We start from the raw sequence: 25,337 nt of genomic DNA on the forward strand, positions 1-25,337 counted from the left end.
GCCGTGCCTTTCTGGATCGGTCAGTCGACTCCCGGGCTGGCCCGGCTGGGCCGGGCTGGCGCCTGGGCCGGGCTAGCGCCTGGGCTGGGCGTCCAACACCTGCTGGAGCGCCTCGAACTCCTCGACGCACTTGCCCGAGCCGAGCGCCACGGAGTCCAGCGGGTCCTCGGCGATGTGGATGGGCATCCCCGTCTCCTGGCGGAGCCGCTCGTCCAGGCCGCGCAGCAGCGCGCCGCCGCCGGTGAGCACGATGCCCCGGTCCATCACGTCACCGGACAGCTCGGGCGGGCACTTGTCGAGCGTGGTCTTGACCGCGTCCACGATGGCGTTGACCGGCTCCTCCATCGCCTTGCGGACCTCGGCGGAGGAGATCACCACCGTCTTGGGCAGGCCGCTGACCAGGTCGCGGCCGCGGATCTCGGTGTGCTCGTCCTGGTCCAACTCGTAGGCGGAGCCGATGGTGATCTTGATGCTCTCGGCGGTGCGCTCGCCCAGCAGGAGGCTGTACTCCTTCTTGATGTGCTGGATGATCGCGTTGTCCAGCTCGTCGCCGGCCACCCGGATCGACTGCGCCGTGACGATGCCGCCCAGCGAGATCACCGCGACCTCGGTGGTGCCGCCGCCGATGTCCACCACCATGTTGCCGGTGGCCTCGTGCACCGGAAGCCCGGAGCCGATCGCGGCCGCCATGGGCTCCTCGATGATGTGCACCTGCCGCGCCCCGGCCTGCGTCGACGCCTCGATGACCGCCCTGCGCTCCACTCCCGTGATGCCCGAGGGCACACAGACGACCACGCGCGGTCGGGCGAGATAACGCCTTTTGTGGATTTTCAGAATGAAGTAACGCAGCATTCGCTCGGTGATCTCGAAGTCGGCGATCACGCCGTCCTTGAGGGGGCGAACGGCCACGATGTTGCCGGGGGTCCGGCCGATCATCTTCTTCGCCTCGGCACCAACGGCGAGAATGCCACCCGTGTTGGTGTTGATCGCGACGACGGACGGCTCGTTGAGGACAATCCCTCGACCCCTGACGTACACCAGCGTGTTGGCCGTCCCGAGGTCAACTGCCATGTCACGACCGATGAACGACATATTGTTCGCCATAGGGATGCATCTGGCCTTCCAGCTGGAGCGTTTTGTGCGGGGAGGTCGGCGGAGGGTGCGATGGGCTGCGTGCGCGGGACCTCTCCCGCCGCTGGGGGAAGAGGCGCGGCATTGCCATCGTATCCACGGCCGGTCTGACACGGAGCGCCGGAGCGCCGCTTTCGCCATTGTCGGCGGAACCAGCCCCACCCTCCATCATGGTGACGTCGCGTTCGGGTGAAGGGTTCCCCTGACCGACCTTACCGACCCGTGCGGAACATCGCATTCCGCCGGGCCGGCGTGGCTCGGGGAACGTGCCGCGCTGACGGCCGTTCAACAGGGAGTTCAGCGGGGCAGCTCGGGGAAGAAGATCTTCAGCTCGCGCTCGGCGGACTCCTCCGAGTCCGAGGCGTGGATCAGGTTCTCCCGGACCACGGTGCCGAAGTCGCCCCTGATGGAGCCGGGTGCGGCGGCGATCGGGTCGGTCGGCCCGGCCAGGGCGCGCAGGCCCTCGATGACCCGCTCGCCCTCGACGACCATGGCCACGCTGGGGCCGGAGGCCATGAACTCCAGCAGCGGCTCGTAGAACGGACGCCCCACGTGCTCCGCGTAGTGCGTCTCCAGGGTGGCGCGATCCAGGGTGCGCAGTTCGAGCGCGGTGATCCGCCAGCCCGCCTTGCGTTCCACCCGGCCCACGATCTCGCCGATCAGCCCCCGGCTGACCGCGTCCGGCTTGAGGAGGACAAGAGTGCGCTGGCTCATGGGGGCGGCTCCTGGAAATCCTGGAAACGAGTTGCGAGGAACGGTGAAGAACGGTGTGGCGGCGGAAGCACCTCGGCGGGCGACCGCCGCGCGGGGTGGCGCGACCCGCGTGGCCGTCCGGCGGGCCGGACGCCCGGGGAGCGTAAGAGTACCGGGCGGGCGCCCGCCGGCCGCACCCAGGGCGGCTCAACCGGCCGGCGCGCCCTGCTCCCTGGCGGCCTTCAACGCGTCGATGCGGGCGCCGAAGTGGACCGAGGCCCACCACAGACCGGCGAACGCGACGCCCAGCACGAACATCGCCGGCAGCACGAAGCCGGCCGCGACCAGCGCCACCTGGAACGCCCAGCCGAGCCACACGCCCAGCGGCCGCCCGGCGATCGCGCACAGCAGCAGGGACACGGCCATGGCCACGCCGCAGACCCACCACACGGTGGCCGTCGAGGCCGTGGACAGCCGGCTGGCGGCCAGCCCGGCGAGGCCGATGACGAAGAACTCGCCCAGCAGCGTGCTGGCGCACAGGGTGCGCATCACCGACCGCCCTTCAGCAGCAGCCTGGCCTCGCCGACCGTGATCACCGAGCCGGTGACGAGCACGCCGGCCGCCGCGTACTCGTGCTCCTCCTCGGCCAGCGCGACGGCCGCCTCGATGGCGTCGTCGAGCCTGGGCTCGACCTGGACCCGCTCGGCGCCGAAGACCTCCACCGCCACGGCCGCCAACGCGTCCACGTCCACGGCCCGTTGGGAGGTGTTGCGGGTCACCACCACCTCGGTGAGGACCGGTTCGAACGCCTCCAGCAGGCCCCGCACGTCCTTGCCCTCGGTGGCGCCGACCACGCCGATCAGCCGGCTGAAGCCGAACGCCTCGGTGATCGCCTCGGCGGTGGCCTGCGCGCCGCCCGGGTTGTGCGCGGCGTCCACCAGCACCGTCGGGCTGGTGCGCAGCACCTCAAGACGCCCCGGCGAGGTGACGGAGGCGAACGCGGCGCGCACCACGTCCTGGTCCAGCGGCTCGGCCGGCCGGCCGTCGCCGACGCCGAAGAACGCCTCGACGGCCGCGAGGGCGACCGCCGCGTTGTGCGCCATGTGCGCGCCGTGCAGCGGGAGGAAGACCTCCGGGTACTCGCCGCCCAGGCCGCGCAGCGTCAACAGCTGCCCGCCGACGGCGACCTCGCGGGCGAGCACCCCGAACTCCATGCCCTCCCTGGCCACCGTGGCGTCGACCTCGACGGCCCGGCGCAGCACCACGGAGGCGGCCTCGATCTGCTGCTGCGCGAGGACCACGCGGGCGCCGGGCTTGATGATCCCGGACTTCTCCACGGCGATCCGCTCGGGGGTGTCGCCGAGCCGCGCCCTGTGATCCAGGCTGATCGGGGTGAGCACGGCGACCGTGCCGTCGATGACGTTGGTGGCGTCCCAGCTGCCGCCCATCCCGACCTCGACCACGGCCACGTCGACGGGCGCGTCGGCGAAGGCGGCGTAGGCCATGCCCGTGAGCACCTCGAAGAAGGAGAGGCGGTGCTCCTGTTGGGCGTCGACCAGCTCCACCAGGGGCTGGATGTCGCGGTAGACGGAGACGAAGCGGTCGGCGGGGATCGGGGCGCCGTCCAGGCTGATCCGCTCGGTGATGGACTGCACGTGCGGGCTGGAGTAGCGGCCGGGGCGCAGGTCGAAGCCGGCGAGCAGGGCCTCGATCATCCGGGCCGTGGTGGTCTTGCCGTTGGTGCCGGTGATGTGGATGGCCGGATAGGTGCGTTGGGGCTCGCCCAGCACGTCCATCAGCGCGCTCATCCGGGCCGTGGAGGGGTCGAGCTTGGTCTCCGGCCAGCGGGCGAGCAGCTCCTTCTCGACGTCGGCGAGGGCGCGGTCGAGTTCGGGGTCATCGGGTCGGGTCGGCAGGTCGCCGCCGGGCGGGCCGGCCTGGGCGCGCAGGGTGCGGCTGCCGGCCTCGATGACCGCCAGGTCCGGGTCGCGGTCGCGCTCGGCGTCGACGATTCGGTCGAACTCGCCGCCCTCGCTCTGCTCGTCGTCGATGGAGGGAATGGCCGGGAGGTCGTCCGGCTCCTGGCCGTTGTCGGGCTGCGCGTCGCTCACGGTGGCCAGTCTACGGAAGGGCCCGGGGCCGCCCGGGCGCCGGGCTTCGGCTCCCCCGGCGCGGGCCGGGGGAGCCGGGCCGGGTCACGCCGGGAGCTTCGCCAACTGCTCGGTGATCCGGGCGATGTCGGCCTCCGCCGCCTCGCGGCGGGTGCGGATCTTGGCCACCACGTGGTCGGGCGCCTTGGCGAGGAAGGCTTCGTTGCCCAGCTTGGCGGTGGTCTGGGCCAGCTCCTTCTCCGCCGCCGCCAGGTCCTTGGTCAGGCGCTTGCGCTCGGCCGCGAAGTCGATCGCCCCGGACAGATCGAGCGCGACCACGGCGCCGGCGACCGGCAGGGTCGCCGTGGCGGAGAACGCCTCGCCCGCCGGCTCCAGGCGCAGCAGCGCCCGCATCGCCGGCTCGTGGGCGGCCAGGCCCGTCTCCCCCAGGTCGAGGGTGGCGGGCACCCGCTGCCCCGGCTGGAGGCCCTGGTCGGCGCGGAACCTGCGGACCTCGGTGACCAACTGCCGCACGGCGTCCAGCTCGCGCTCGGCCGCCGCGTCCCGGAAGCCCGAGTCCTTCGGCCAGTCGGCGACGACCACCGAGTCGCCGCCGGTGAGCGTGGTCCACAACTCCTCGGTGACGAACGGGATCAGCGGGTGCAGCAGGCGCAGCGTGACGTCCAGCACCTCGCCCAGGACCCGCCGGGAGACCTCGGCCGGCCGGCCGCCGGCGGCGAAGGTGGTCTTGGACAGCTCGACGTACCAGTCGAAGACCTCGTCCCACGCGAAGTGGAAGAGGGCGTCGCTGAGCTTGGCGAACTGGTAGTCGTCGTAGTACGCGTCGGCCTCGGCGACCACCGAGTTCAGCCGGGAGAGCACCCAGCGGTCGGTGGCCGACATCTCCTCGGCCGCCGGCAGCGGGCCCTCGACGGTGGCGCCGTTGAGCAGCGCGAAGCGCGTCGCGTTCCAGATCTTGTTGGCGAAGTTCCGCGAGGCCTGGACCCAGTCCTCGCCGATGGGCACGTCGACGCCCGGGTTGGCGCCTCTGGCCAGGGTGAAGCGGACCGCGTCCGAGCCGTAGGCGTCCATCCAGTCCAGCGGATCGACCGCGTTCCCAAAGGACTTGGACATCTTCTTGCCGAACTGGTCACGCACCATGCCGTGCAGGGCGATGGTGTGGAACGGGGGAACGCCGTCCATCGCGTAGAGGCCGAACATCATCATCCGGGCGACCCAGAAGAAGAGGATGTCGTACCCGGTGACCAGGACCGAGTTCGGGTAGAACTTGGCGACGCTGTCGGTGCGTTCGGGCCAGCCCAGGGTGGAGAACGGCCACAGGGCCGAGGAGAACCAGGTGTCCAGGACGTCCGTGTCCTGGGTCCAGCCGGGGCCGGTGGGCGGCTCCTCGTCCGGGCCGACGCAGCGGACCTCGCCGTCCGGCCCGTACCAGACCGGGATGCGGTGGCCCCACCACAGCTGGCGGGAGATGCACCAGTCGTGGAGGTTGTCGACCCACTCGAAGTACCGGGAGGACATCTCCTTGGGGTGGATGGCGACCCGGCCGTCGCGGACCGCGTCCCCGGCCGCCTTGGCCAGCGGGGCGACCCTGACCCACCACTGCATGGACAGCCGGGGCTCGACCGTGGTGTGGCAGCGCGAGCAGTGGCCGACGGAGTGCTGGTAGGGGCGCTTCTCCGCGACGATGCGCCCCTCCTCGCGGAGCGCGCCGACGACGGCCGAGCGCGCCTCAAGGCGGTCCAGGCCCTGGAACGGGCCCGGCGCGGTGATCACCGCGTGCTCGTCCATGACCGTCAGCTGCGGGAGGCCGTGCCGGCGGCCGATCTCGAAGTCGTTCGGGTCGTGGGCCGGGGTGACCTTGACCGCGCCGGTGCCGAACTCCGGGTCCACATGGGCGTCGGCGACGACCGGGATGGAGCGGTCGGTCAGCGGCAGGTCGATCCGGCGGCCGACGAGATGGCGGTACCGCTCGTCGTCCGGATGGACCGCGACGGCCGTGTCGCCCAGCATCGTCTCGGCCCTGGTGGTGGCGACGACCAGCGAGTCCTCGCCGTCCCCGTACCTGATGGAGACCAGCTCGCCGTCGTCGTCCTGGTACTCCACCTCGATGTCCGAGATGGCGGTCAGACAGCGCGGGCACCAGTTGATGATGCGCTCGGCGCGGTAGATCAGGCCGTCGTCGTGGAGCCGCTTGAAGATCGTGTTGACCGCGCGGGAGAGGCCCTCGTCCATCGTGAAGCGCTCGCGGGACCAGGCGACGCCGTCGCCGAGGCGGCGCATCTGCCCGGAGATGGTGCCTCCCGACTCGGCCTTCCACCGCCAGACCCGCTCGACGAACGCCTCCCGGCCCAGGTCGTGCCGGGAGGTGCCCTCCTTGGCCAGCTCGCGCTCCACGCGGTTCTGCGTGGCGATGCCCGCGTGGTCCATCCCGGGCTGCCACAGGGTCTCGTACCCCTGCATCCGCTTGCGCCGGGTGAGCGCGTCGATGAGCGTGTGCTCAAAGGCGTGGCCGAGATGGAGACTTCCGGTCACGTTGGGCGGCGGAATGACGATCGCGTACGGGTCCTTCTCGCTCTTCTCGTCCGCCTCGAAGTAACCGCGTTCTACCCAGCGCTCGTACAACTTCCCCTCTACGTCGGCCGGCGTGTACTGCGTCGGCAGATCTGCGGGGGCGCTGTGGGGCCCGTTGGCGGGCGGCTGAGTGTTCTCGGTCACGGCGGTAAGTCTAGAACGCCCCGCTGACACTCCGCGCACCCGTTGCCGGGGCCGCCGCGGCGCCCGTGGGTCCGCCGGGGGCGGCCTCCAACGCCGGCCGCCCGCGCGGGAGATCGGCCGCCGGAACCGGTCGCGGCGAAGGGCGCGGAGGGCCTTGCGCCGGCGGCGAGGATGTGATTGGGGTGGATGTACAGGAAGCCGTCTCATCCGACAGGATGTGCCTGACGCAGACGATGTCGGGCTCTTGAGGGGAAGCACATGAGTCATAACCAGCCGGGTCCCTACGGGCAGCAGCCCCCGCCGGGCCAGCAGCCCGGGCAGCCCGGCCCGTACGGGTCACCGCCGCCGCACGGCGCCCCGCCGCCCGGCGGCCCCAACCCGTACGCGCAGAGCGGCGCCCCCCAGGGCCCCGGGTACGGATTCCCGCAGGCGCCGGGCGGCGCCCCCGGCCAGCCCGGCGGCGCCCCGGGGCAGCCGGGCGGGTTCCCGGGCCAGCCGGGCCCGTACGGCCAGCCCCAGCAGCCCGGCCCCTACGGCCAACAGCCGCCGCCCCCCGGGCAGTTCCCGGGCCAGCCCCCCTACGGCCAGCCGCAGCCGCCGGCCGGCGGCGGTGGCGGCAACAAGACGCTGCTCATCGTGCTGTCGGTGGTGGTGGCGCTCGCCGTGATCGGCGGCGGCGCGTTCTTCCTCCTCGGCGGCGACGACGACGGCGGCAGCGGCCCGGGCAACGACCCGGACGCCACCTACTCGCTGGAGTTCCCCGAGACCAGCGGCGACTTCCGGCTGATGGAGCCGGCCTCGTCGACCGACACCCTCTCCGAGGAGGAGCTGGCCGAGGTCGGGCTGGCCGACGCCGAGGGCACCTCGGGCGTCTATGTGGCCGGGATAACGCCCGAGGAGGTCGCCGAGATCATGGACCCCTCGGAGCTGGGCTCCACCGAGGTGACCACCCTGTTCGCGGTCGGCATGTGGGGTGAGATCGAGGACCCCGAGGCCTCCGTGGACGCGTTCCTGGCCTACGGCGCCGAGCAGGCGGCGGCGGGCGACGACATGAGCCTGCTGGGCGAGCCCCAGGCCATGAACCCCGACGGGCTCGACGGCGCGACCATGAAGTGCCAGGAGGCCGAGACCGAGGACACCTTCACCGGCGAGATGGTGCGGGTCCCGGTCTGTGTCTGGGCCGACTACAGCACCGCCGGCTTCACCTTCTTCCAGAAGCAGACCGGCTCCGGCGGCCTGGAGATGTCGCTGGACGAGGCCGCCTCGCACAGCGCCACGCTGCGCAGCGCCTCGCTCGTCGAGGGCACGCCCGGCGCGGGCGGGACCGAGGGCGGCGCCGAGACCGAGGGCGAGGCCCCGGGCGAGGAGACCGTTCCGTAACGGCCCCGGCACCGACCGGACAGCACGAGGGGCCCGGGACCAGTTGGTTCCGGGCCCCTCGCCCGTTGCTACGGCGACCGCTCAGGCGGTCTTCTCCTGCGGCGGCACCGAGGCGTCGCGCTTGGCCAGCCGGGAGCGCGGCACCAGCGTCGGGTTCACGTTGGAGCGGACGACGTCCTCCGTGATCACGACCTGGCCGACGTCCTGCCGGGACGGCACCTCGTACATCACCGACATCAGGACCTCCTCCATGATCGCCCGCAGGCCGCGCGCCCCGGTGCCCCGGAGGATGGCCTGGTCGGCGATGGCCTCCAGGGCCGGCAGGTCGAACTCCAGCTCCACCCCGTCCAGCTCGAACAGCCGCTCGTACTGCTTGATGAGCGCGTTGCGCGGCTCGACCAGGATACGCAGCAGCGCCTCGCGGTCCAGGTTGTGCACCGAGGTGATGATCGGCAACCGCCCGATGAACTCGGGGATCATGCCGTACTTCACCAGGTCCTCGGGGAGCGCCTCGGTGAGCAGCCCGGCGCTGTCCCGCTCCCGCTTGGAGCGGATGTCGGCGCCGAAGCCGATGCCACGGGCGCCCGAGCGGGCCCTGATGATGTCGTCGAGACCGGCGAACGCGCCGCCGACGATGAACAGGACGTTGGAGGTGTCGATCTGGAGGAACTCCTGGTGCGGGTGCTTGCGCCCGCCCTGCGGCGGCACGGCCGCCGTGGTGCCCTCCAGGATCTTCAGCAGCGCCTGCTGCACGCCCTCACCGGAGACGTCCCTGGTGATCGACGGGTTCTCGCTCTTGCGGGCGACCTTGTCGATCTCGTCGATGTAGATGATCCCCTGCTCGGCCTTCTTGATGTCGTAGTCGGCCGCCTGGATCAGCTTGAGCAGGATGTTCTCCACGTCCTCGCCCACGTAGCCGGCCTCCGTGAGGGCGGTCGCGTCGGTGATGGCGAACGGGACGTTCAGCATCCTGGCCAGCGTCTGGGCCAGCAGGGTCTTGCCCGACCCGGTGGGGCCGAGCAGCAGGATGTTCGACTTGGAGAGTTCGATCTCCTCGTCGCGCGAGGGGTGGGCGTCGCTGGCCCTGACCCGCTTGTAGTGGTTGTAGACGGCGACGGAGAGCGCCTTCTTGGCGTCCTCCTGGCCGACCACATAGCTTTCGAGGAAGTCGTAGATCTCCCTCGGCTTGGGCAGCTCCCCCAGGTCGGAGTCCGGCGACTCGGCCAGCTCCTCCTCGATGATCTCGTTGCAGAGATCGATGCACTCATCACAGATGTAGACCCCCGGGCCCGCGATGAGCTTCTTCACCTGTTTCTGACTCTTGCCGCAGAACGAGCACTTGAGCAGATCGCCGCCATCACCGATGCGTGCCACGAGGTGCTTCCCCTTCGACTGCGCACCGCCGGGGAGACGGTGCCGAGTGCTTACAGAAGACGACGGTACCTCGTTGGCCCGGTGGAACGGTCCCCCTTGACGGGAATCCCCCTGGGCGGGGCCTTCCCGTCAAAGGGGACAGAGCCGTTTCGCGCGCCGAATGTGTGATCCGGCACAGGTACCGACAGTGGCCTAGCCGGCCGTGGAGGTGCGGGTGGTGATGATCTGGTCGATCAGGCCGTAGTCCACGGCCTCGGCCGCCGTGAGGATCTTGTCGCGCTCGACGTCGTCACGGATCTGCTCGATCGGCTTGGTGGAGTGCTTGGCCAGCATCTCCTCCATCTGGCCGCGCATCCGCTGGACCTCGCGGGCGGCGATCTCCAGGTCGGACACCTGGCCACGGCCGGTCTCCGAGTACGGCTGGTGGATCAGGACCCGCGAGTTCGGCAGCGCCATCCGCTTGCCGGGGGTGCCGGCGGCCAGCAGCACGGCGGCGGCCGAGGCGGCCTGGCCCATGCAGACCGTCTGGATGTCGGGCTTGACGAAGACCATCGTGTCGTAGATGGCGGTCAGCGCGGTGAACGAGCCGCCGGGGCTGTTGATGTAGATCTGGATGTCCCGATCCGGGTCGATGGACTCCAGGCACAGCAACTGCGCCATCACGTCGTTGGCCGAGGCGTCGTCGATCTGCACGCCGAGGAAGATCACGCCCTCCTCGAAGAGCTTCGCGTACGGGTCGTACTCGCGCACGCCCTGCGAGGTGCGCTCGACGAAGCGCGGGATCACATAGCGGGACTCGGCCGGCAGACGGTCGTAGAGGCCGGAGCCTGGGAACTTCTTCATCGGTGTGTGTACCGCCTTGGGTCTAGGCTTGCGAACGGGCAGTGAGCGTCGGGGCTGTCAGGGCGAGCTGTGGGCTCAGGCGCCCGTGCCGCCGCCGCCCGTGATGTCCGCCGCACTGGTGATGACCCGGTCCAGCAGCCCGTAGTCCCGCGCCTCCTCGGCGGAGAACCAGCGGTCCCGGTCCGCGTCGCGCTCCCACTGCTCCTCGGAGACGCCCGAGTGCTCGGCCGAGAGCTTGGCCATCTTGCGCTTGGTGCGCAGCAGCTGCTCGGCCTGGATCTTGATGTCCGAGGCGGAGCCGGCCAGCCCGGCCGACGGCTGGTGGATCAGGATCTCCGCGTTGGGCAGCGCGTAGCGCTTGCCGGGGGCGCCGGCCGTCAGCAGGAACTGCCCCATCGACGCCGCCAGGCCCATGGCGATGGTCACCACGTCGTTCTTGACGTACTGCATGGTGTCGTAGATCGCCATGCCGGCCGAGATCGAGCCGCCGGGGCTGTTGATGTAGAGATAGATGTCCTTGTCCGGATCGGCGGCCAGCAGCAGCAGCTGCGCCGTGATCCGGTTGGCGATGTCATCGTCCACCGGCTGACCCAGGAAGATGATGCGCTCGTCGAGCAGCCGGTTGTAGACCTGATCGCCGAGGCTGCCGCTTGTCGGCTCCGCTGCGGCGGAGGGCATCAAGAGCGTCACGTATCCACCTGCTCATTCCTGGACGGTCCAGGCCACGTGTGCCCGTCCGTCACTCGACATCTGGCGTGTTTCTAGGGACCCTAACGCGCGGTCCCGACAGACCCATCCCGACCAGGGAACTGTTCGCTGTGAGCGCAGGGTCGCCCCTCCCCGGCGGGACCGGGGCGGCGGGAGGGTGACGGTGCGTGGGGCCCGGGCGGGCCGAACGGGAGCGAACGGAAGGGGGGTGGACGCGTCGTCCGCGTCCACCCCCTGCTGGCCGTCTGCCCGCCGACTGACGTCGCGTCAGCCCTCGTTGGGCTTCGACTCGGTCGAGTCGCCGGCCGTGGCGGCCTCGTTGGCCTCCACCGCCTCGGCGACCGCGTCGTCCGTCTCGTCGGCGGCGGCGCCTTCGGCGTTCTCGTTCTCGCTCTCGTCCTCGTCGTCCAGCTCGACCAGCTCACCGTTGCTGTCGCGGACGGTGGCGGCCTCGACCACGGACGCGAGGGCCTTGCCCCGGCTGACCTCGCCGACCAGCATCGAGACCTGGTTGCCCTCGACGACGGCCTTGGCGAACTGGTCGGGGCTCATCCCGGAGGACTGGGCCCGGCGCACCAGGTGCTCGGTCAGCTCCTCCTGGCTCACGTTCAGCTCGTCGCGGCGGGCGATGGCGTCCAGCACGAACTGGGTGCGGATGCCCTTCTCCGCCTGCTCCTTCAGCTCGTCGTCGAACTCCTCGGCGGTCTTCTCCTGGAGCTTGAGGTACGCGTCCAGGTCCATGCCGAGCTGGGGCAGCTGGTGGTGCTCCAGGTTGTGCTTGCGGGTCTTGATCTCCTCGGCCAGCAGCTTCTCGGGCAGCGGGACCTCGACCAGCTCCAGCAGGGCGTCGAGGACCTTCTCCTGGGCCTCGGTGGCCTGCTGGTACCTGCGCTCGTCGGCCAGCCGGCTGCGGCTGTCCTCGCGCAGCTCCTCCAAGGTGTCGAACTCGCTCGCCAGCTGGGCGAACTCGTCGTCCAGCTCGGGGAGTTCGCGGGAGGAGACGGACTCGACGGTGACGGTGACCTCGGCCTCGCTGCCGGCGCCGGAGCCGCCCCGCAGCTCGCTGGTGAAGGTCGCGGTGCCGCCGGCGGCCAGGCCGATGACGGCCTCGTCCAGGCCGTCCAGCATCTGTCCCGAGCCGATGGTGTAGTTGACGCCCTGGGCGACGCCGTCCTCCAGCAGCTCGCCGTCGACCCGGGCCTCCAGGTCGATCTTGACGACGTCGCCGTCGGCGGCCTCGCGCTCGACGACGGTGGTGGTGGCGAAGCGCTCGCGGAGCTGCTCGACGGCCTTGTCCACGTCCTCGTCGGCGACCTCGACCGCGTCCACGGTGACCTCGATGCCGGAGAAGTCGGGGATCTCCAGCTCGGGGCGGATGTCCACCTCGGCGGTGAACGTGAGGGTCTCGTTGTCCTTCAGCTCGGTGATGTCGACGTCGGGCTGGCCGAGCGGCGTCAGCTCACCCTCGTTGACCGCCTCGGTGTAGAACTTCGGCAGCGCGTCGTTGACCGCCTCCTCCAACACCGCGCCGCGCCCGAAGCGCTGGTCGATGACGCGGGCCGGGATCTTCCCCTTGCGGAAGCCCGGCACCTGGACCTGCTGGTTGATCTTCCGGTACGCCGCGTCGAGGCTGGGCTTCAGCTCATCGAAGGGCACCTCGACAGTGAGCCGAACCCGGGTGGGGTTCAGGGTCTCCACGGCGCTCTTCACGGTCGGTCTCCTTGGGGCTGACAATCGAGAGTTAGGCGAACGTCGCTGAAGCGCTCCATATCCGGACACACCACAGGCGCACAGGCTAGTCATCGTACGTGGTCGGGGTGGCCGGATTCGAACCGACGACCTTCCGCTCCCAAAGCGGACGCGCTACCAAGCTGCGCCACACCCCGTCGTGGCTCACGACGCGATACGTAGGGTACAGGGCGGCAGGCCGGCGCCCTGCCGGGGCCCCGCGCCGCGCCGGGCGGTGATCTCGCCCGATCGGGGCGGGCGTTGGGCGCTGGTACGATGCGATGCGTTCGGGGAGCGTCCGTGGTGGACACGGCATCCGACGACCCCGCCGGCGGGCGTAGCTCAATGGTAGAGCCCTGGTCTTCCAAACCAGCTACGCGGGTTCGATTCCCGTCGCCCGCTCTTCTCCGCACTTCCGGCCCGGCCCCCCTCGGGGAGCCGGGCCCTCGTGTTTTCCTCCGTGCCGCGCGTGGGGGCCGACCGGGAGTGGGCTCAGGGCGAGCTGTTGATGGAGCCGTCCACCTCGTCGACGGCGTTGGTGATCGACTCCAGGAAGCTGTTTATGGGGTCGGCGGCGCCGGTGGAGGCGAGGGAGAAGCCGAAGAGGATCGCCACGATGGCCGGTCCCCACTTGACCGCCCCGCTTCGGATCATGAAGAACATGATCACGCCGAACAGCAGGGCCAGAGAGAACGAGATAACCACAACTGATCACACCTTCGGAAGGTCGCCACTGCTCCGTCAGGGGCTTGACCACGGCCGCCGCACCCCCGCAGGCACCATCGTGCCATCAACTGGCGGGCCAGCGGAGGAGGATGCCCCTCCGAGGGCCCCGATCGGGCGGCGGCCACGGGGTGTTGGGCGGCGTTGTGCCCGTTATCCGTCCGTTAGCCACCGCGTCCGTCCCGCTTCGACAATTCCGGCGGCCCGCTGATCGTGTTCGGGATCACGCCGCCGGGGGGCCGGAAGGCGCCATTCGCCGGGCACGGGAGGGGCCGTCGGGAGGGCGCCGAGCGGTCCGAAACACACCAATTAATCCGGTCAAATCGCGTGATTACGGACAGGGAACGTGACCTCCACCACCCTTGGGTTTTCGTTTCATCAGTCGAATCCCTCTCAAGATTCCCTTATCCGGGTTGGCGAATGTACGGATCACCTGAGGAAGCGCTATCGTGCGGACAATGTTGCACGTCCGTAACCAACGAGCCCCCTTGCCCGAGGTCCGGGCGACGAAGGCTGTCCCCCCACCGACAGTCACGGACGGTCAGGCCCGGGTCAGTGCACGCGACCCCTTCTTCGACAACGCGAAGTACCTGGCGATCGTGCTGGTCGCGATCGGCCACGCGTGGACCCCGCTGCGGGAGGACTCCCGCACGGCGGCGGCCCTCTACAACTTCGTGTACACGTTCCACATGCCGGCGTTCATCCTCGTCGCCGGCTACTTCTCGCGGAACTTCACCGGCCGGCCCGACCAGCTCAAGCGGCTGGTCAGCGGCGTGCTGGTGCCCTATCTGATCTTCGGTGTCGCCTATGTGCTGTTCAAGCGCTGGGGCACCGACGACCCTGACCACCCCTTCGCGCTCCTGGACCCCTACTACCTCACCTGGTTCCTGATCGCGCTGTTCGTCTGGCGGATCACGGCACCGCTGTGGCACATCGTCCGCTGGCCGATGCCGATCGCGCTGACGATCGCCGCGCTGGCCAGCTTCGCGCCCTCGCTGGGGAACGACCTCAACATCCAGCGGGTGCTCCAGTTCCTCCCCTTCTTCGTGCTGGGGATGCGGCTGCGCCCCGAGCACTTCGAGCTGGTCCGCCGGCGCGAGGTGCGGCTGCTGGCGCTGCCGGTCTTCCTCTGCGCGCTGGTCACCGCCTACTGGTCGGTGCCCAGGATGGACGCCGCCTGGTTCTACCGCAGCGCCGCCGCGCAGGACCTCGGCTTCGAGTGGTGGGTCGGCGTGGTGATGAGCCTGGCCCTGTTCGGCTGCGGCCTGCTGCTGACCGTCTGCTTCCTGTCCTGGGTGCCGGCCCGGCACCGCTGGTTCACCGCGCTGGGCGCCGGCACCATCTACGGCTATCTGCTCCACGGCTTCGTGGCCAAGGCCTCGCGCTGGTGGGAGTGGTACGACGTGGCCTGGGTGCACACGCCGGCCGGCCGGATCGGGGTGACGCTGATCGGCGCGGCCGTGGTCACCCTGTTGTGCACCGCGCCGGTGCGCCGGGTCTTCCGGTTCATGGTGGAGCCGAGGATGGACTGGGCGTTCCGCGCCGCCGAGCGGGGCGAGTCCGGCGGGCGGGCCGGGCGGCCGTCGAACGACACGGGCGGCGACCGCCGTCCGGTCAAGGCGAGTTGACGCCGCGCGGGGCGGGCGGTTCCGGCGCCCGCCCCGTTCGGTCAGCCGACCTCGACGCCGTGCCCGACCAGGTAGCTCAGCGGGTCGATGTCGCTGCCGTAGACGTTGCTGGTGCGCACCTCGAAGTGCAGGTGCGGCCCTGTGGAGCGGCCGGTGTTGCCGGAGTCGCCCAGCCAGCTCTCGGCGGTCACCGACTGGCCCGGCTCGACGGCGATGGAGTCGAGGTGGGCGTAGAGCGTGAAGTGCCCGTCCTCCATGGCGACGGTGACGGCGTTGCCGTAGTCGCCCGAGTAGCCCGTCTCGATCACCCGGCCGGGGCCGACCGAGTGCACCGGGGTGCCGACGGGAGCGGCGAAGTCGACGCCCGTGTGGTAGCCGGCGGCCCAGCCGCCGGGGATGCCGTAGCGGGCCGAGACCGGGTGGCCGGTGACCGGCAGCGCCCACTCGGGGCCGGCCGTCGGGTGCCAGTACCAGGGCTGGAACGGCTCGTTCCAGCCCTGCTCGGCCAACGTGCCGTAGTAGGGCCCCGGTCCACGGTGCGCTCCGATGGCCGCGTCGCCGATGCCGCCGAGGAACTGCCGGATCTCGCCGGTGCGGGCCGCCGGCCGGTCGTCCTCCTGCCCGATCGCCGTCACCGCCCAGGGGCCGGCTATCGCGACCGCGCCCAGCAGGGCGCAGCCGGCGGCCCACCGGGCTGAGGGGCGGGACGGCCGGCCGGCGACCATCCTGGCCAGGGGGCGTGCGAGCCGCCTGGCCAGGATGGCGACGAAGGCGTGGCCGGTGGCCAGCCTCCCCAGGGCACGCGGGAGGCGGGGCACTCTCGGCGTGTTCGGCGTGTTCGGCGTGTTCGGCGTGTTCGGCGTTCTCGGCGTTCTCGGGCTGTTGCGCGGATCGCTCATGGACCCGAGCCAAGGCCAGCGGCGGGCGCGTCGCATCCCGCCCGGGAGGCGGCGCGCCGGCCGGATGGCCCAGCGCGGGCGGCGCCGGGGCCGCGTCGGCGCAGCTCAGCCGGCGGCGACGGAGCGTGTGGAGATCAACACCGGAGAGTGATCAGCCCGGTGGGGGCGGCCACTCCTCCAGGGGACCCGAACGGCGCGGCGGCGCGCGCCGGCGCGGCTACTCGCGGCCGATCAGCACCAGCGCGCGGTCGTCGTTGACGTCCTTGGCGACGGCCTCGATCAGGTGCCAGGCCGTGTTGCGGAAGCCGGTGGCGACATAGCGGTCGGCGGCGCCGGTGAGCCGGTCGATGCCGTCGGCCAGGTCCTGGTCCGGGCGCTCGACCAGGCCGTCGGTGAAGAGCATCAGCACGTCGCCGCGCCGCAGCGTGCCCTTGGCCGGGTGGAACTCGGCCCCGTCGTACACCCCCAACAGCGGCCCGTCGGCGGTGATCTCCTGCCAGCGGCCGGTGCCCGCGTTCAGCTGGAGCGCCGGGAGGTGGCCGGCCGAGAGCAGCTCGAAGTCGCCGGTGTCCAGGTCGAGCACCAGGTGGATGGAGGTGGCGAAGCCCTCCTGCCAGTTCTGCCGCAGCAGATAGCCGTTGGCCGCCGGCAGGAAGCCGTGCGGCGGCAGTGAGCCGAGCAGCCCGCCGAAGGCACCCGACAGCAGCAGCGAACGGGAGGCCGCGTCCATGCCCTTGCCGGAGACGTCGGTGAGGACGACCTCAAGGGTGCGGCGGTCGGGGCCCGTTCGGGCGGCGACGACGAAGTCGCCGGAGAACGACTGCCCGCCGGCCGGCCGCAGCGACATCTCGTGGTGCCAGCCGTCGGGCAGCGAGGGCAGCGCGCTCTGCGCCCTGATCCGCTCGCGCAGGTCGAAGAGCATGGTGTGGCCGCGCCGCCAGGGCACGCCGACGCGGCTGCGGAACTGGGCGATCAGCAGCCCGATGAGGGCCACGGCCGCGACCAGCAGGATCGTTCCTGGGGTGACCGGGTCGGGCGCCGAGCGTTCGGCGTCGATCAGCGCCGTCTCCAGCACCAGCGCGAAGGCCGCCGCCGCGTAGAGACCCAGCAGGCTGGCCGGGCGCAGCAGCAGCCCGGCCGCGACCAGCGGCAGCAGCAGCGCCTCGGGCGGGCACCACTCGGGCCAGCTCGCGGTGGACAGGGCCAGCAGCGGGATGGAGCACAGCAGGGCGCTGAAGGCGATCCAGTCGGAGCCGCCGCCCCTGAAGTAGTCGACGGCGGAGCGGCGCACTCCGACGCGCGCCCGGTGGAACGCCTTGCGAAGCCGCTCCCGCCGGCTCTCCTTCGGCGTGGCCGCCAGGCTTCGGCGTGTCATGGTGTGGGACCTTATCCACCGGATCACGGCCACGTCGAACCTCTGGGGCGCTCGGACATCCGTGCGTGGGGGCGGCCGGGGCGCTTCGGGGCGGCCGGAGCCGCCCGGTGGAAAACACCTCGCCGCGCGGCGTACGCCTTGGTAGGGATGGCGTCATGACCATCGAGCTGCGGCGGATCACCGCCGAGGAGTGGGACGCCTGGTACGACGCCCTGGAGTGGGCCTTCGGCGGGGTGCCGGAGCCGCCCGAGGAGCGGGCGCTGTGGCGGGAGTTGGCGGTGCTGGACCGTTCGCTCGGCGCCTTCGACGGGGGCGAGGTGGTCGGCACCTACGGCGAGTTCGCGCTGGGGCTCGCGGTGCCAGGCGGGGCGGTGGTGGAGACGGGCGGGGTGACCATGGTCTCGGTGGCCGGCACCCACCGCAGGCGGGGGCTGCTGCGGCGGATGATGGAGCGCGGGCTGGCGGCGGCGCGCGAGCGGGGCGAGGCGCTCTCCGCGCTGACCGCGGCCGAGGCGCCGATCTACGGGCGGTTCGGCTACGGGGTCGCGGCGCACTCGCTCTCCGCGCGGGTGCCCAAGCACCGGGTCGGCGTGGCCGCGCCACCGCCGGGCACCGACGAGGTGCGGCTGACGGTGACGACGCCGGCCGAGGCGCTCCTGCGGTGCGAGGAGGTCTACGCCCAACTGGTGCCCCGGCGGCCGGGAATGCTGGAGCGCCGACCCGGCTGGGAGCGTTCGGTGCTGCTCGACCCGCCGGGCGAGCGGGGCGGCGCGTCCGAGCGGCGCTGTGTGCTGGCGGAGCGGGACGGCCGGCCGGTGGGCTACGCGCGCTACGCGCTGAAGGTGGAGTGGGACCGGGCGGTGCCCAGCGGGGCGGTGCTGGTGCGGGATCTGGACGCGGTGGACCCGGCCGCCCACGCGGCGCTGCTGCGCTATCTGTTGGCGCTCGACCTGACGGACCGGGTGGAGCTGGTGGGGCGGCCGGTGGACGATCCGCTGGTGCATCTGCTGAGCGATGTCCGCCGCAGCGACCTCCAGCTGCGGGACCGGCTGCATCTGCGGCTGGTGGACGTCGGGGCGGCGCTGGCGGCCCGCCGGTACGCGGCCGGGGTCGACGTGGTGCTGGCGGTGCGGGACGCGTTCTGCCCGTGGAACGAGGGGCGTTGGCGGCTGTCCGGCGGGCCGGGCGGCGCGGTCTGCGAGCGCACCACGGACCCGGCGGAACTGGAGCTGGACGTACGGGCGTTGGGCGCCGCCTATCTGGGCGGCTCGACGCTGGCGGCGCTGGCGGCGGCCGGGCAGGTGGGCGAGGCGCGCGCGGGGGCGTTGACGCCGGCGTCGACGGCCTTCGGCCATCCCGTGGCGCCCTGGCTGCCGCACGGCTTCTAGGCCGCGTCCTAACGCCATCGCTTCACGCCCTCTCGCCCGCTCCCACCCGGTGCGCCCGAGGATACGGGCCGGGGCCGACATCCGGCAGTCTCAACGGGGTTGGCAGCGCGGGCACCAGAACAGGTTCCGCGCGGCGAGCCTGGCGGTGGCCACCGGGGCGGCGCAGACCAGGCACGGCTGGCCGGCCCTGCGGTAGACGTAGACCTCGCCGCCGTGGTCGTCGACGCGCGGCGGGCGGCCCATCGCCTCGGGGGTGTGCTCCGGGCGCACGGTGTCGATGCGGCCGAGCCGGACGCCCTCGCGCATCAGCGCGACCAGGTCGGCCCAACAGGCCGCCCACTCGGCCCGGTCGAGGTCGCGTCCCGGCCGGTAGGGGTCGATGCCGTGCCGGAAGAGGACCTCGGCGCGGTAGACGTTGCCGACGCCGGCGATGACGGCCTGGTCCATCAGCAGGGTGGCGATGGCCGAGCGGCTGGCGGAGATCCGGCGCCAGGCGCGTTCCGGGTCGGCGTCGGCGCGCAGCGGGTCGGGGCCGAGGCGGGCGGGGACGGCGGCCCGCTCGGCGTCGGTGCGCAGCGCGCAGGTGTTGGGGCCGCGCAGCTCGGCCCAGTGCGCGTCGTTGGCCAGGCGCAGCCGTATCTGGCCGACGGGCGGCGGCACGGGGCCGGTGCCGAAGGCGACCTTGCCGTAGAGGCCGAGGTGGACGTGGACCCAGATCAGCGGGGCCCCCGGAAAGCCCAGGAACAGGTGCTTGCCCCAGGCCTCGGCCGCGTCCAGCGGCTGGCCGTCCAACAGGGCGGCGGCGTCGGCGAACTTGCCCTGCGGGCTGTCCACCCGCACCGGTCGGCCGGCGAACCGTTCCCGGTAGTCGGCGGCCAGCCGGTGGATCACGTGGCCCTCGGGCATCAGCCCTGCTCTTCGGCTTCGGGGAGCGGGGGCAGGGTGCCGTCGGCCTCGTATCCGTCGAGCATCGCGATGCGGCGGCTGTGCCGGGCGGCGCCGGAGTAGTCGGTGTCGAGGAAGACGGCGACGAACGAGGTGGCCTCGTCGGCGGTGTGCATCCGGGCGCCGACGCTCAGCACGTTGGCGTCGTTGTGTTCGCGGCCCAGGCGCGCGGTCTCCTCGCTCCAGGCGAGGGCGCAGCGCACGCCGCGCACCTTGTTCGCCGCGATGGCCTCGCCGTTGCCGGAGCCGCCGATGACCACGCCCAGGGAGCCGGGGTCGGCCGCGACGCGCTCGGCGGCGCGGAGGCAGAACGGGGGGTAGTCGTCGTCCCCGTCGTAGTGGTGGGGGCCGCAGTCGACCGGTGAGTGTCCGTGCTGGGTCAGCCAGTCGACCAGGTGGTTCTTCAACTCGAAGCCGGCGTGGTCGGAGGCCAGGTAGACGCGCATGGCCCCCAATATGGCACGGCGCCGGCGGCGGTCCGCCGCCGGCTCCCGGCCGTCGTCGGGGTCAGTCCGCCTCGGGGCGCCGACGGCCGACCAGCCGCCAGGCCGCCGGCAGGGCGCCCATGGCGAGCGCGACCTTGAGCGCGTCGCCGAGCAGGAACGGGGTCAGCCCGGCGGCGACCGCCTCGCCGGCCGACATGCCGGTGGCGAGGGCGAGGTAGGGGACGCCGACGCCGTAGATCAGCGCGCTGCCCAGGGCCATGGTGGCGACGGTGCGCGGCACGGTGCGGTCCCCGCCCCTGCGGGCCAGCTCGCCGACGACGACGGCGGCCAGGGTCATGCCGATCAGATAGCCGAAGGAGGGCATCCCGTAGCCGGAGGTGCCCTCGGAGAACCACGGCGTGCCGGCCATGCCGGCGAGGACGTAGAGCGTCATGGACAGCATCGCGCGGGCCGGGCCGAAGGAGGCGCCGATGAGCAGCGCGGCGAAGGTCTGGCCGGTGACGGGCACGGGCGATCCGGGGACGGGCAGCGAGAGTTGGGCCGCGATCCCGGTGAGCGCGGCGCCGCCGACGACCAGCGCGGCGTCGCGCACCCGCGCGGCGGGCGCGCTGGCGGCGGGCAGCAGATCGGCGAGGACGGCGCGCGGCCGGCCGGCGACGAGGGCTGAACTCATGGTGCTACTCCAGAGCTTCGAACGAGCGGGACCCGTCGACGCTAGCCGAAGGCGGTGGTGGGGGCGGCGTGAGTTTGCTGACACTGATCGCCATGCGTAGCGAGTTGCTCGCGGAGGTACCGGAGTTGACCGTCGGACGTACGGAGATCCGCGCTTTCGGGAGCCGCCGGCGGGATCGCCGGCTCGCCCGCGCCGCGAGCCGTCCCCTTGCGATCTTCGACTGATAGCGTGACGCTATTGCACATCGCTCGCAATTAGTGGAGACAGGCAACGGTATGGCCACCTACACGCTCCCCGACCTCCCCTACGACTACGCCTCCCTGGAGCCGGTCATCAGCGGGGAGATCATCGAACTGCACCACGACAAGCACCACGCGTCCTATGTGAAGGGCGCCAACGACACCCTGGAGCGGCTCGCCGAGGCGCGGGAGAAGGACGCCTGGGACTCCATCAACGGGCTGGAGAAGAACCTCGCGTTCCACCTCTCCGGCCACATCCTGCACTCCATCTACTGGCGCAACATGACGGGCGACGGCGGGGGCGAGCCGCTGGAGCGGGACGGCACCGGCGAGCTGGCCGACGCCATCGCCGAGTCGTTCGGCTCGTTCGCCCGCTTCAAGGCCCAGCTCTCCAAGGCGGCGGCCACCACCCAGGGCTCGGGCTGGGGCGTTCTGGCCTTCGAGCCGGTCAGCGGGCGGCTGGTGGTGGAGCAGATCTACGACCACCAGGGGAACGTCGGCCAGGGCTCCGTTCCGCTGCTGGTCTTCGACGCCTGGGAGCACGCCTTCTACCTCCAGTACCGGAACCAGAAGGTCGACTTCGTCGAGGCGATGTGGCGCGTGGTCAACTGGCAGGACGTGGCCGCCCGTTACGCGACCGCCAGGACCAACGCGGCGGCGCTGACGCTGGCACCCTGAGGCACGCCGCACGCCGACGGGCACAAGGCCCCCGGTCCGTCCGATCGTCTTCTCAGCGCCCCACCGGGGTGGACGGGCCGGCAAGGGAGCGGCCCCCGCGCGGAGGCATCGCGCGGGGGCCGTCTCGTTCGGGGCCGTCTCGTTCGGGGCCGTCTCGTTGGGGGCCGTCTCGTTGGGGGCTCTCGTTCCCCTGAGGGAGCGGGCCCTGGTCCTCAGTCCTCCGAGTCGTCGAACTGGGGGCCGACGTCCCGGGTGCGCTTGATCTCGTAGAAGCCGGGGGTGCCGGCGACCATCAGCGTCCCGTCCCACAGCCGCGCGGCGGCCTCGCCCTTGGGGGCCGGGGTGACCACGGGGCCGAAGAAGGCGATCCGCCGCCCGTCGGCGCCCGGCACCGCGATCACCGGGGTGCCGACGTCCTGGCCGACCAGGTCGATGCCCTCCTTGTGGGAGGCGCGCAGCCGGACGTCGTAGCGGTCGCTGTCGGCGACGTCGGCCAGCTCGGCCGGCAGCCCGACGGAGGTCAGCGCGTCGGCGATGGTCTCGCGGTTCTGCGGCAGCTTCCGGTGGTGGAAGCGGACGCCGAGCGCGGTGTACAGCGAGCCCAGCACCTCGCCGCCGTGCTCCTGCTCGGCCGCGACGCACACCCGCACCGGGCCCCAGGCGTTCCTCAGGCCCTCCCGGTACTCCTCGGGAAGCTCGTCCATCTTGGGCTCGTTGAGCACGGCCAGGCTCATCACATGCCAGCGCACCCGCACCGGGCGGACCTTCTCGACCTCCAGCATCCAGCGCGACGTCATCCACGCCCAGGGGCAGAGCGGATCGAACCAGAAGTCCGCCGTTACCGGCTCGGCGGCGGTGTTCTCGGTCATGGTCTCTCTCCTCGTGTCGCGGGCCGGTTCGGTGGTGACCAACACGACGACGGCCGATCGCATTCCACCGTGCGCCGCCTCGGGCTCGCGTGACATGCTGACACGCGCCCGTGCCACGCGGCCGACCGGCCGCGTGCCTTCCAGGCCGGGCGTCGAGGAACCGCGACAACAGGGAGTCGACCGGCGTGCCAGGAGAGAACCTCACCCGCGAGGAGGCCCGCGAGCGGGCCGCGCTGCTGACCGTGCACGGCTACGAGGTGGCGCTCGACCTGCGCGCCGCCGCCGACCCCGCGCCTGCGGAAGGGCCGCGCACGTTCCGTTCGACGACCTCGGTGCGCTTCGCCTGCGCCAAGGAGGGCGCCACCAGCTTCGTCGACCTGCTGGCCCCGCACGTCCACTCCGTGACCCTCAACGGGGAGTCGCTGACCGTGGACCAGGTCTTCGACGGAACCCGCGTCGCGCTGCCCGCGCTACGCGCGGAGAACCACCTCGTGGTGGACGCCAGCTGCGCCTACAGCCACACCGGCGAGGGGCTGCACCACTTCACCGACCCCGAGGACGGGGAGACCTACCTCTACACCCAGTACGAACCCGCCGACGCGCGCCGGGTGTTCGCCAACTTCGAGCAGCCCGACCTCAAGGCGCCGTTCTCCTTCCGGGTCACCGCGCCGGCGCACTGGACGGTGCTGAGCAACGGGGCGCGGGAGCGGCGCGAGGAGCTGACCGGGGGCGCGGCGGCCACCTGGACGTTCGCCACCACGCGGCCGATCTCCACCTACATCACCGCCGTGGTCGCCGGGCCCTACCACTATGTCGCGGACTCCTACCGCCGGAAGCTGCCCGACGGCTCGACGCTGGAGATCCCGCTGGGCGCGCTCTGCCGCCGGGCGCTGGCCCCGCACTTCGACGCGGAGCGCGTCCTGGCCACCACCAAGCAGGGTCTTGACTTCTTCCACGAGCACTTCCGCTACCCGTACCCGTTCGGCAAGTACGACCAGGCGTTCGTGCCCGAGTACAACATCGGCGCCATGGAGAACCCGGGCTGTGTGACCTTCCGCGAGGAGTACGTCTTCCGTGGCCGGACGACCAGGGCGGCCTACCAGGGGCGGGCCAGCACGCTGCTGCACGAGATGGCGCACATGTGGTTCGGCGACCTGGTCACCATGGAGTGGTGGGACGACCTGTGGCTGAAGGAGTCGTTCGCCGACTACATGGGAACGTTCGCGCTCGCCGAGGCGACCGAGTTCACCCGGGGTTGGATCAGTTTCGCCAACAACCGCAAGGCGTGGGCGTACAAGGCCGACCAGCTGCCGTCCACCCACCCGATCACCGCCGACATCCGCGACCTCCAGGACGCCAAGCTCAACTTCGACGGCATCACCTACGCCAAGGGCGCTTCGGTGCTCAAGCAGCTGGTCGCCTATGTGGGGCGCGACGCCTTCTTCGAGGGCGCGCGGCGCTACTTCGAGCGCCACGCGTTCGGCAACACCCGCCTGAACGACCTGCTCGCCGTGCTGGCCGAGACCTCGGGCCGCGACATGGGCGAGTGGGCCGCCGCCTGGCTCCAGACCGCCGGCGTCAACGCGCTGACGCCGGAGGTGAGTTACGCGGCCGACGGGCGGATCACCGAGCTGGCGGTGCGCCAGGAGGCGCCCGCCGAGCACCCGACGCTGCGCCCGCACCGGATCGCCGTCGGCCTCTACCGGCGCGAGGGCGGCGTCGGCCCGCTGGTCCGCTACGCGCGCGCCGAGGTGGACGTGACCGGGCCGCTCACCGCCGTGCCGGAGCTGACCGGCGCCGAGCGGCCGGAGCTGGTCCTGGTCAACGACGAGGACCTCAGCTACTGCAAGGCCAGGTTCGACGCCGGCTCGCTGGCCACCCTCCGCGCCCACCTGGGCGACATCGAGGACCCGCTGGCCCGCGCGCTGTGCTGGTCGGCGCTGTGGAACATGACGCGGGACGCGCTGCTGCCGGCCGGCGACTTCCTGGCGCTGGTGCGGGACTTCGCGGGCGCGGAGGACGAGATCAGCGTGCTCCAGATGGTGCACGCCTGGGCGTTGACCGCGCTCCGCTGGTACACGCCGGCGGGGCGACGGGCCGCGCGCGAGGGCGAGTTGGCGCAGGCCGCGCTCGGCGAGCTGCGGCGCGCCGAGCCGGCGAGCGACCACCAGCTCGCCTGGGCCCGGTTCTTCGCCGGCTGCGCCAGCTCGGACGCCGACTTCCAGCTGGTGTCCGGGCTGCTCGCCGGCTCGGCGCGGGTGGACGGGCTCGACGTGGACCAGGAGCTGCGCTGGCTGCTGCTGCGCGCGCTGACCGCCGCCGGCCGGGCGGGCGAGGCGGAGATCGCCGCCGAGCGGGCCAGGGACGACACCGCGTCCGGCAACCGGCACCAGGTCCGCTGCCTGGCCGCACGGCCCGACGCCGGGGTGAAGGCGGAGGCGTGGACGGCGGTGGTGGAGCGCGACACGCTCTCCAACGCGCTGGTCGAGGCGACCATCGACGGCTTCGCGCAGGCCGGGCAGCGGGAGCTGCTGGCGCCGTACGCCGAGCGGTACTTCGCGGCGATCGAGGGCGTGTGGCGGGAGCGGACCATCGAGATCGCGATGGCCGTGGTGCGCGGGCTGTTCCCGATGCTCCAGGACTCGCCGGAGACGCTGGCGGCGGCCGACGCGTGGCTGGCCGAGCACGCGGCGGCGCCGCCGGCGCTGCGGCGGCTGGTGCTGGAGGCGCGCGACGAACTGGCCCGCGCGCTGCGGGCCCAGGCCGCCGACGTCTGACGACGGCCCCGCCG

The 25,337-nt window shown here is 72.0% G+C and carries 22 protein-coding genes and 2 tRNA genes; 7 read left to right on the forward strand and 17 right to left on the reverse strand.

The features are described from left to right. Positions 1 to 72: 72 nt before the first annotated feature. The 5 genes from EBN88_RS03610 to EBN88_RS03630 all read right to left on the reverse strand — a co-directional run bounded on the left by EBN88_RS03610 (position 73) and on the right by EBN88_RS03630 (position 6,650). Complete coding sequence (locus EBN88_RS03610; RefSeq protein WP_122182308.1) at positions 73 to 1,092, reverse strand: rod shape-determining protein; 1,020 nt, start codon at positions 1,090 to 1,092, stop codon at positions 73 to 75. Between the two features lie 336 nt (positions 1,093 to 1,428). After that, positions 1,429 to 1,845, reverse strand: a complete 417-nt coding sequence (gene ndk, locus EBN88_RS03615; protein WP_122182309.1) for a nucleoside-diphosphate kinase — start codon at positions 1,843 to 1,845, stop codon at positions 1,429 to 1,431. 186 nt (positions 1,846 to 2,031) lie between these two features. Continuing rightward, complete coding sequence (locus EBN88_RS03620; protein WP_122182310.1) at positions 2,032 to 2,373, reverse strand: DUF4233 domain-containing protein; 342 nt, start codon at positions 2,371 to 2,373, stop codon at positions 2,032 to 2,034. Then, entirely contained in the window at positions 2,373 to 3,884 is a 1,512-nt protein-coding gene (folC, locus tag EBN88_RS03625) for a bifunctional tetrahydrofolate synthase/dihydrofolate synthase (protein ID WP_407703369.1), read from the reverse strand. The genes EBN88_RS03620 and folC overlap by 1 nt, the downstream gene beginning before the upstream one ends. Before the next feature lie 135 nt (positions 3,885 to 4,019). Further along, on the reverse strand, positions 4,020 to 6,650 hold the full coding sequence (locus EBN88_RS03630; protein ID WP_122182312.1) for a valine--tRNA ligase: 2,631 nt from the start codon (positions 6,648 to 6,650) through the stop codon (positions 4,020 to 4,022). A 258-nt stretch (positions 6,651 to 6,908) separates the two neighbouring features. Between EBN88_RS03630 and EBN88_RS03635 the strand changes: the two genes are divergently transcribed. Next, entirely contained in the window at positions 6,909 to 8,030 is a 1,122-nt protein-coding gene (locus tag EBN88_RS03635) for a hypothetical protein (RefSeq protein ID WP_199742242.1), read from the forward strand. Positions 8,031 to 8,111: 81 nt separating this feature from the next. Here EBN88_RS03635 and clpX read toward each other — a convergent pair whose 3' ends face one another. From clpX to EBN88_RS03660, 5 genes are all read right to left on the reverse strand, one after another. Next, on the reverse strand, positions 8,112 to 9,404 hold the full coding sequence (clpX, locus tag EBN88_RS03640; RefSeq protein WP_122182313.1) for an ATP-dependent Clp protease ATP-binding subunit ClpX: 1,293 nt from the start codon (positions 9,402 to 9,404) through the stop codon (positions 8,112 to 8,114). 192 nt (positions 9,405 to 9,596) lie between these two features. Then, entirely contained in the window at positions 9,597 to 10,247 is a 651-nt protein-coding gene (locus EBN88_RS03645; RefSeq protein ID WP_122182314.1) for an ATP-dependent Clp protease proteolytic subunit, read from the reverse strand. Positions 10,248 to 10,322: 75 nt separating this feature from the next. Continuing rightward, complete coding sequence (locus tag EBN88_RS03650) at positions 10,323 to 10,937, reverse strand: ATP-dependent Clp protease proteolytic subunit (RefSeq protein ID WP_319789580.1); 615 nt, start codon at positions 10,935 to 10,937, stop codon at positions 10,323 to 10,325. A gap of 285 nt (positions 10,938 to 11,222) precedes the next feature. Next, on the reverse strand, positions 11,223 to 12,665 hold the full coding sequence (gene tig / locus EBN88_RS03655; RefSeq protein ID WP_122182315.1) for a trigger factor: 1,443 nt from the start codon (positions 12,663 to 12,665) through the stop codon (positions 11,223 to 11,225). Between the two features lie 99 nt (positions 12,666 to 12,764). Continuing rightward, positions 12,765 to 12,841: transfer RNA gene (locus EBN88_RS03660), tRNA-Pro, on the reverse strand. A gap of 173 nt (positions 12,842 to 13,014) precedes the next feature. On the opposite strand from EBN88_RS03660, the gene EBN88_RS03665 reads away from it, so the two are divergent. Beyond that, positions 13,015 to 13,085: transfer RNA gene (locus EBN88_RS03665), tRNA-Gly, on the forward strand. 90 nt (positions 13,086 to 13,175) lie between these two features. Here the strand turns inward: EBN88_RS03665 and EBN88_RS03670 are convergent. After that, positions 13,176 to 13,388 (reverse strand): hypothetical protein, encoded by a 213-nt coding sequence (locus EBN88_RS03670; protein WP_122182316.1) that lies wholly within the window; start codon positions 13,386 to 13,388, stop codon positions 13,176 to 13,178. A gap of 476 nt (positions 13,389 to 13,864) precedes the next feature. On the opposite strand from EBN88_RS03670, the gene EBN88_RS03675 reads away from it, so the two are divergent. Further along, the gene (locus EBN88_RS03675) at positions 13,865 to 15,034 is read left to right on the forward strand and encodes an acyltransferase family protein (protein WP_122182317.1); all 1,170 of its coding nucleotides are present in this window, start codon (positions 13,865 to 13,867) and stop codon (positions 15,032 to 15,034) included. 41 nt (positions 15,035 to 15,075) lie between these two features. On the opposite strand, the gene EBN88_RS03680 is transcribed toward EBN88_RS03675, so the two are convergent. Continuing rightward, complete coding sequence (locus tag EBN88_RS03680) at positions 15,076 to 15,852, reverse strand: M23 family metallopeptidase (protein ID WP_233580431.1); 777 nt, start codon at positions 15,850 to 15,852, stop codon at positions 15,076 to 15,078. Positions 15,853 to 15,859: 7 nt separating this feature from the next. Between EBN88_RS03680 and EBN88_RS03685 the strand changes: the two genes are divergently transcribed. After that, a complete protein-coding gene (locus EBN88_RS03685; RefSeq protein ID WP_122182318.1) occupies positions 15,860 to 16,084 on the forward strand; it encodes a hypothetical protein in 225 nt (74 codons plus the stop codon). Between the two features lie 66 nt (positions 16,085 to 16,150). Here EBN88_RS03685 and EBN88_RS03690 read toward each other — a convergent pair whose 3' ends face one another. Beyond that, a complete protein-coding gene (locus EBN88_RS03690) occupies positions 16,151 to 17,308 on the reverse strand; it encodes a PP2C family protein-serine/threonine phosphatase (RefSeq protein WP_122182319.1) in 1,158 nt (385 codons plus the stop codon). 155 nt (positions 17,309 to 17,463) lie between these two features. Between EBN88_RS03690 and EBN88_RS03695 the strand changes: the two genes are divergently transcribed. Next, on the forward strand, positions 17,464 to 18,696 hold the full coding sequence (locus EBN88_RS03695; protein WP_122182320.1) for a GNAT family N-acetyltransferase: 1,233 nt from the start codon (positions 17,464 to 17,466) through the stop codon (positions 18,694 to 18,696). 90 nt (positions 18,697 to 18,786) lie between these two features. Here the strand turns inward: EBN88_RS03695 and EBN88_RS03700 are convergent, their stop codons facing one another. The 3 genes from EBN88_RS03700 to EBN88_RS03710 form a co-directional block, all read right to left on the reverse strand. After that, on the reverse strand, positions 18,787 to 19,602 hold the full coding sequence (locus EBN88_RS03700) for an Fpg/Nei family DNA glycosylase (protein WP_122182321.1): 816 nt from the start codon (positions 19,600 to 19,602) through the stop codon (positions 18,787 to 18,789). Then, positions 19,602 to 20,087 carry a ribose-5-phosphate isomerase gene (locus EBN88_RS03705; RefSeq protein WP_122182322.1) on the reverse strand — a complete coding sequence of 162 codons (486 nt, stop codon included), beginning with the start codon at positions 20,085 to 20,087 and terminating at the stop codon, positions 19,602 to 19,604. Before EBN88_RS03705 ends, EBN88_RS03700 begins: the two co-directional genes overlap by 1 nt. Before the next feature lie 61 nt (positions 20,088 to 20,148). Next, positions 20,149 to 20,760 carry a biotin transporter BioY gene (locus EBN88_RS03710; protein ID WP_122182323.1) on the reverse strand — a complete coding sequence of 204 codons (612 nt, stop codon included), beginning with the start codon at positions 20,758 to 20,760 and terminating at the stop codon, positions 20,149 to 20,151. A gap of 275 nt (positions 20,761 to 21,035) precedes the next feature. On the opposite strand from EBN88_RS03710, the gene EBN88_RS03715 reads away from it, so the two are divergent. Beyond that, positions 21,036 to 21,677, forward strand: coding sequence for a superoxide dismutase (locus EBN88_RS03715; RefSeq protein ID WP_122182324.1), 642 nt, complete (start codon positions 21,036 to 21,038; stop codon positions 21,675 to 21,677). A 212-nt stretch (positions 21,678 to 21,889) separates the two neighbouring features. Here the strand turns inward: EBN88_RS03715 and EBN88_RS03720 are convergent, their stop codons facing one another. Further along, complete coding sequence (locus EBN88_RS03720) at positions 21,890 to 22,546, reverse strand: mycothiol-dependent nitroreductase Rv2466c family protein (protein ID WP_122182325.1); 657 nt, start codon at positions 22,544 to 22,546, stop codon at positions 21,890 to 21,892. Between the two features lie 185 nt (positions 22,547 to 22,731). Between EBN88_RS03720 and pepN the strand changes: the two genes are divergently transcribed. Then, positions 22,732 to 25,323, forward strand: a complete 2,592-nt coding sequence (gene pepN, locus EBN88_RS03725; RefSeq protein WP_122182326.1) for an aminopeptidase N — start codon at positions 22,732 to 22,734, stop codon at positions 25,321 to 25,323. Positions 25,324 to 25,337: the final 14 nt, after the last annotated feature.

The sequence above is a fragment of the Streptomyces triticirhizae genome, from assembly GCF_003696235.1.
Classification (GTDB): Bacteria; Actinomycetota; Actinomycetes; order Streptomycetales; family Streptomycetaceae; genus Streptomyces; species Streptomyces triticirhizae.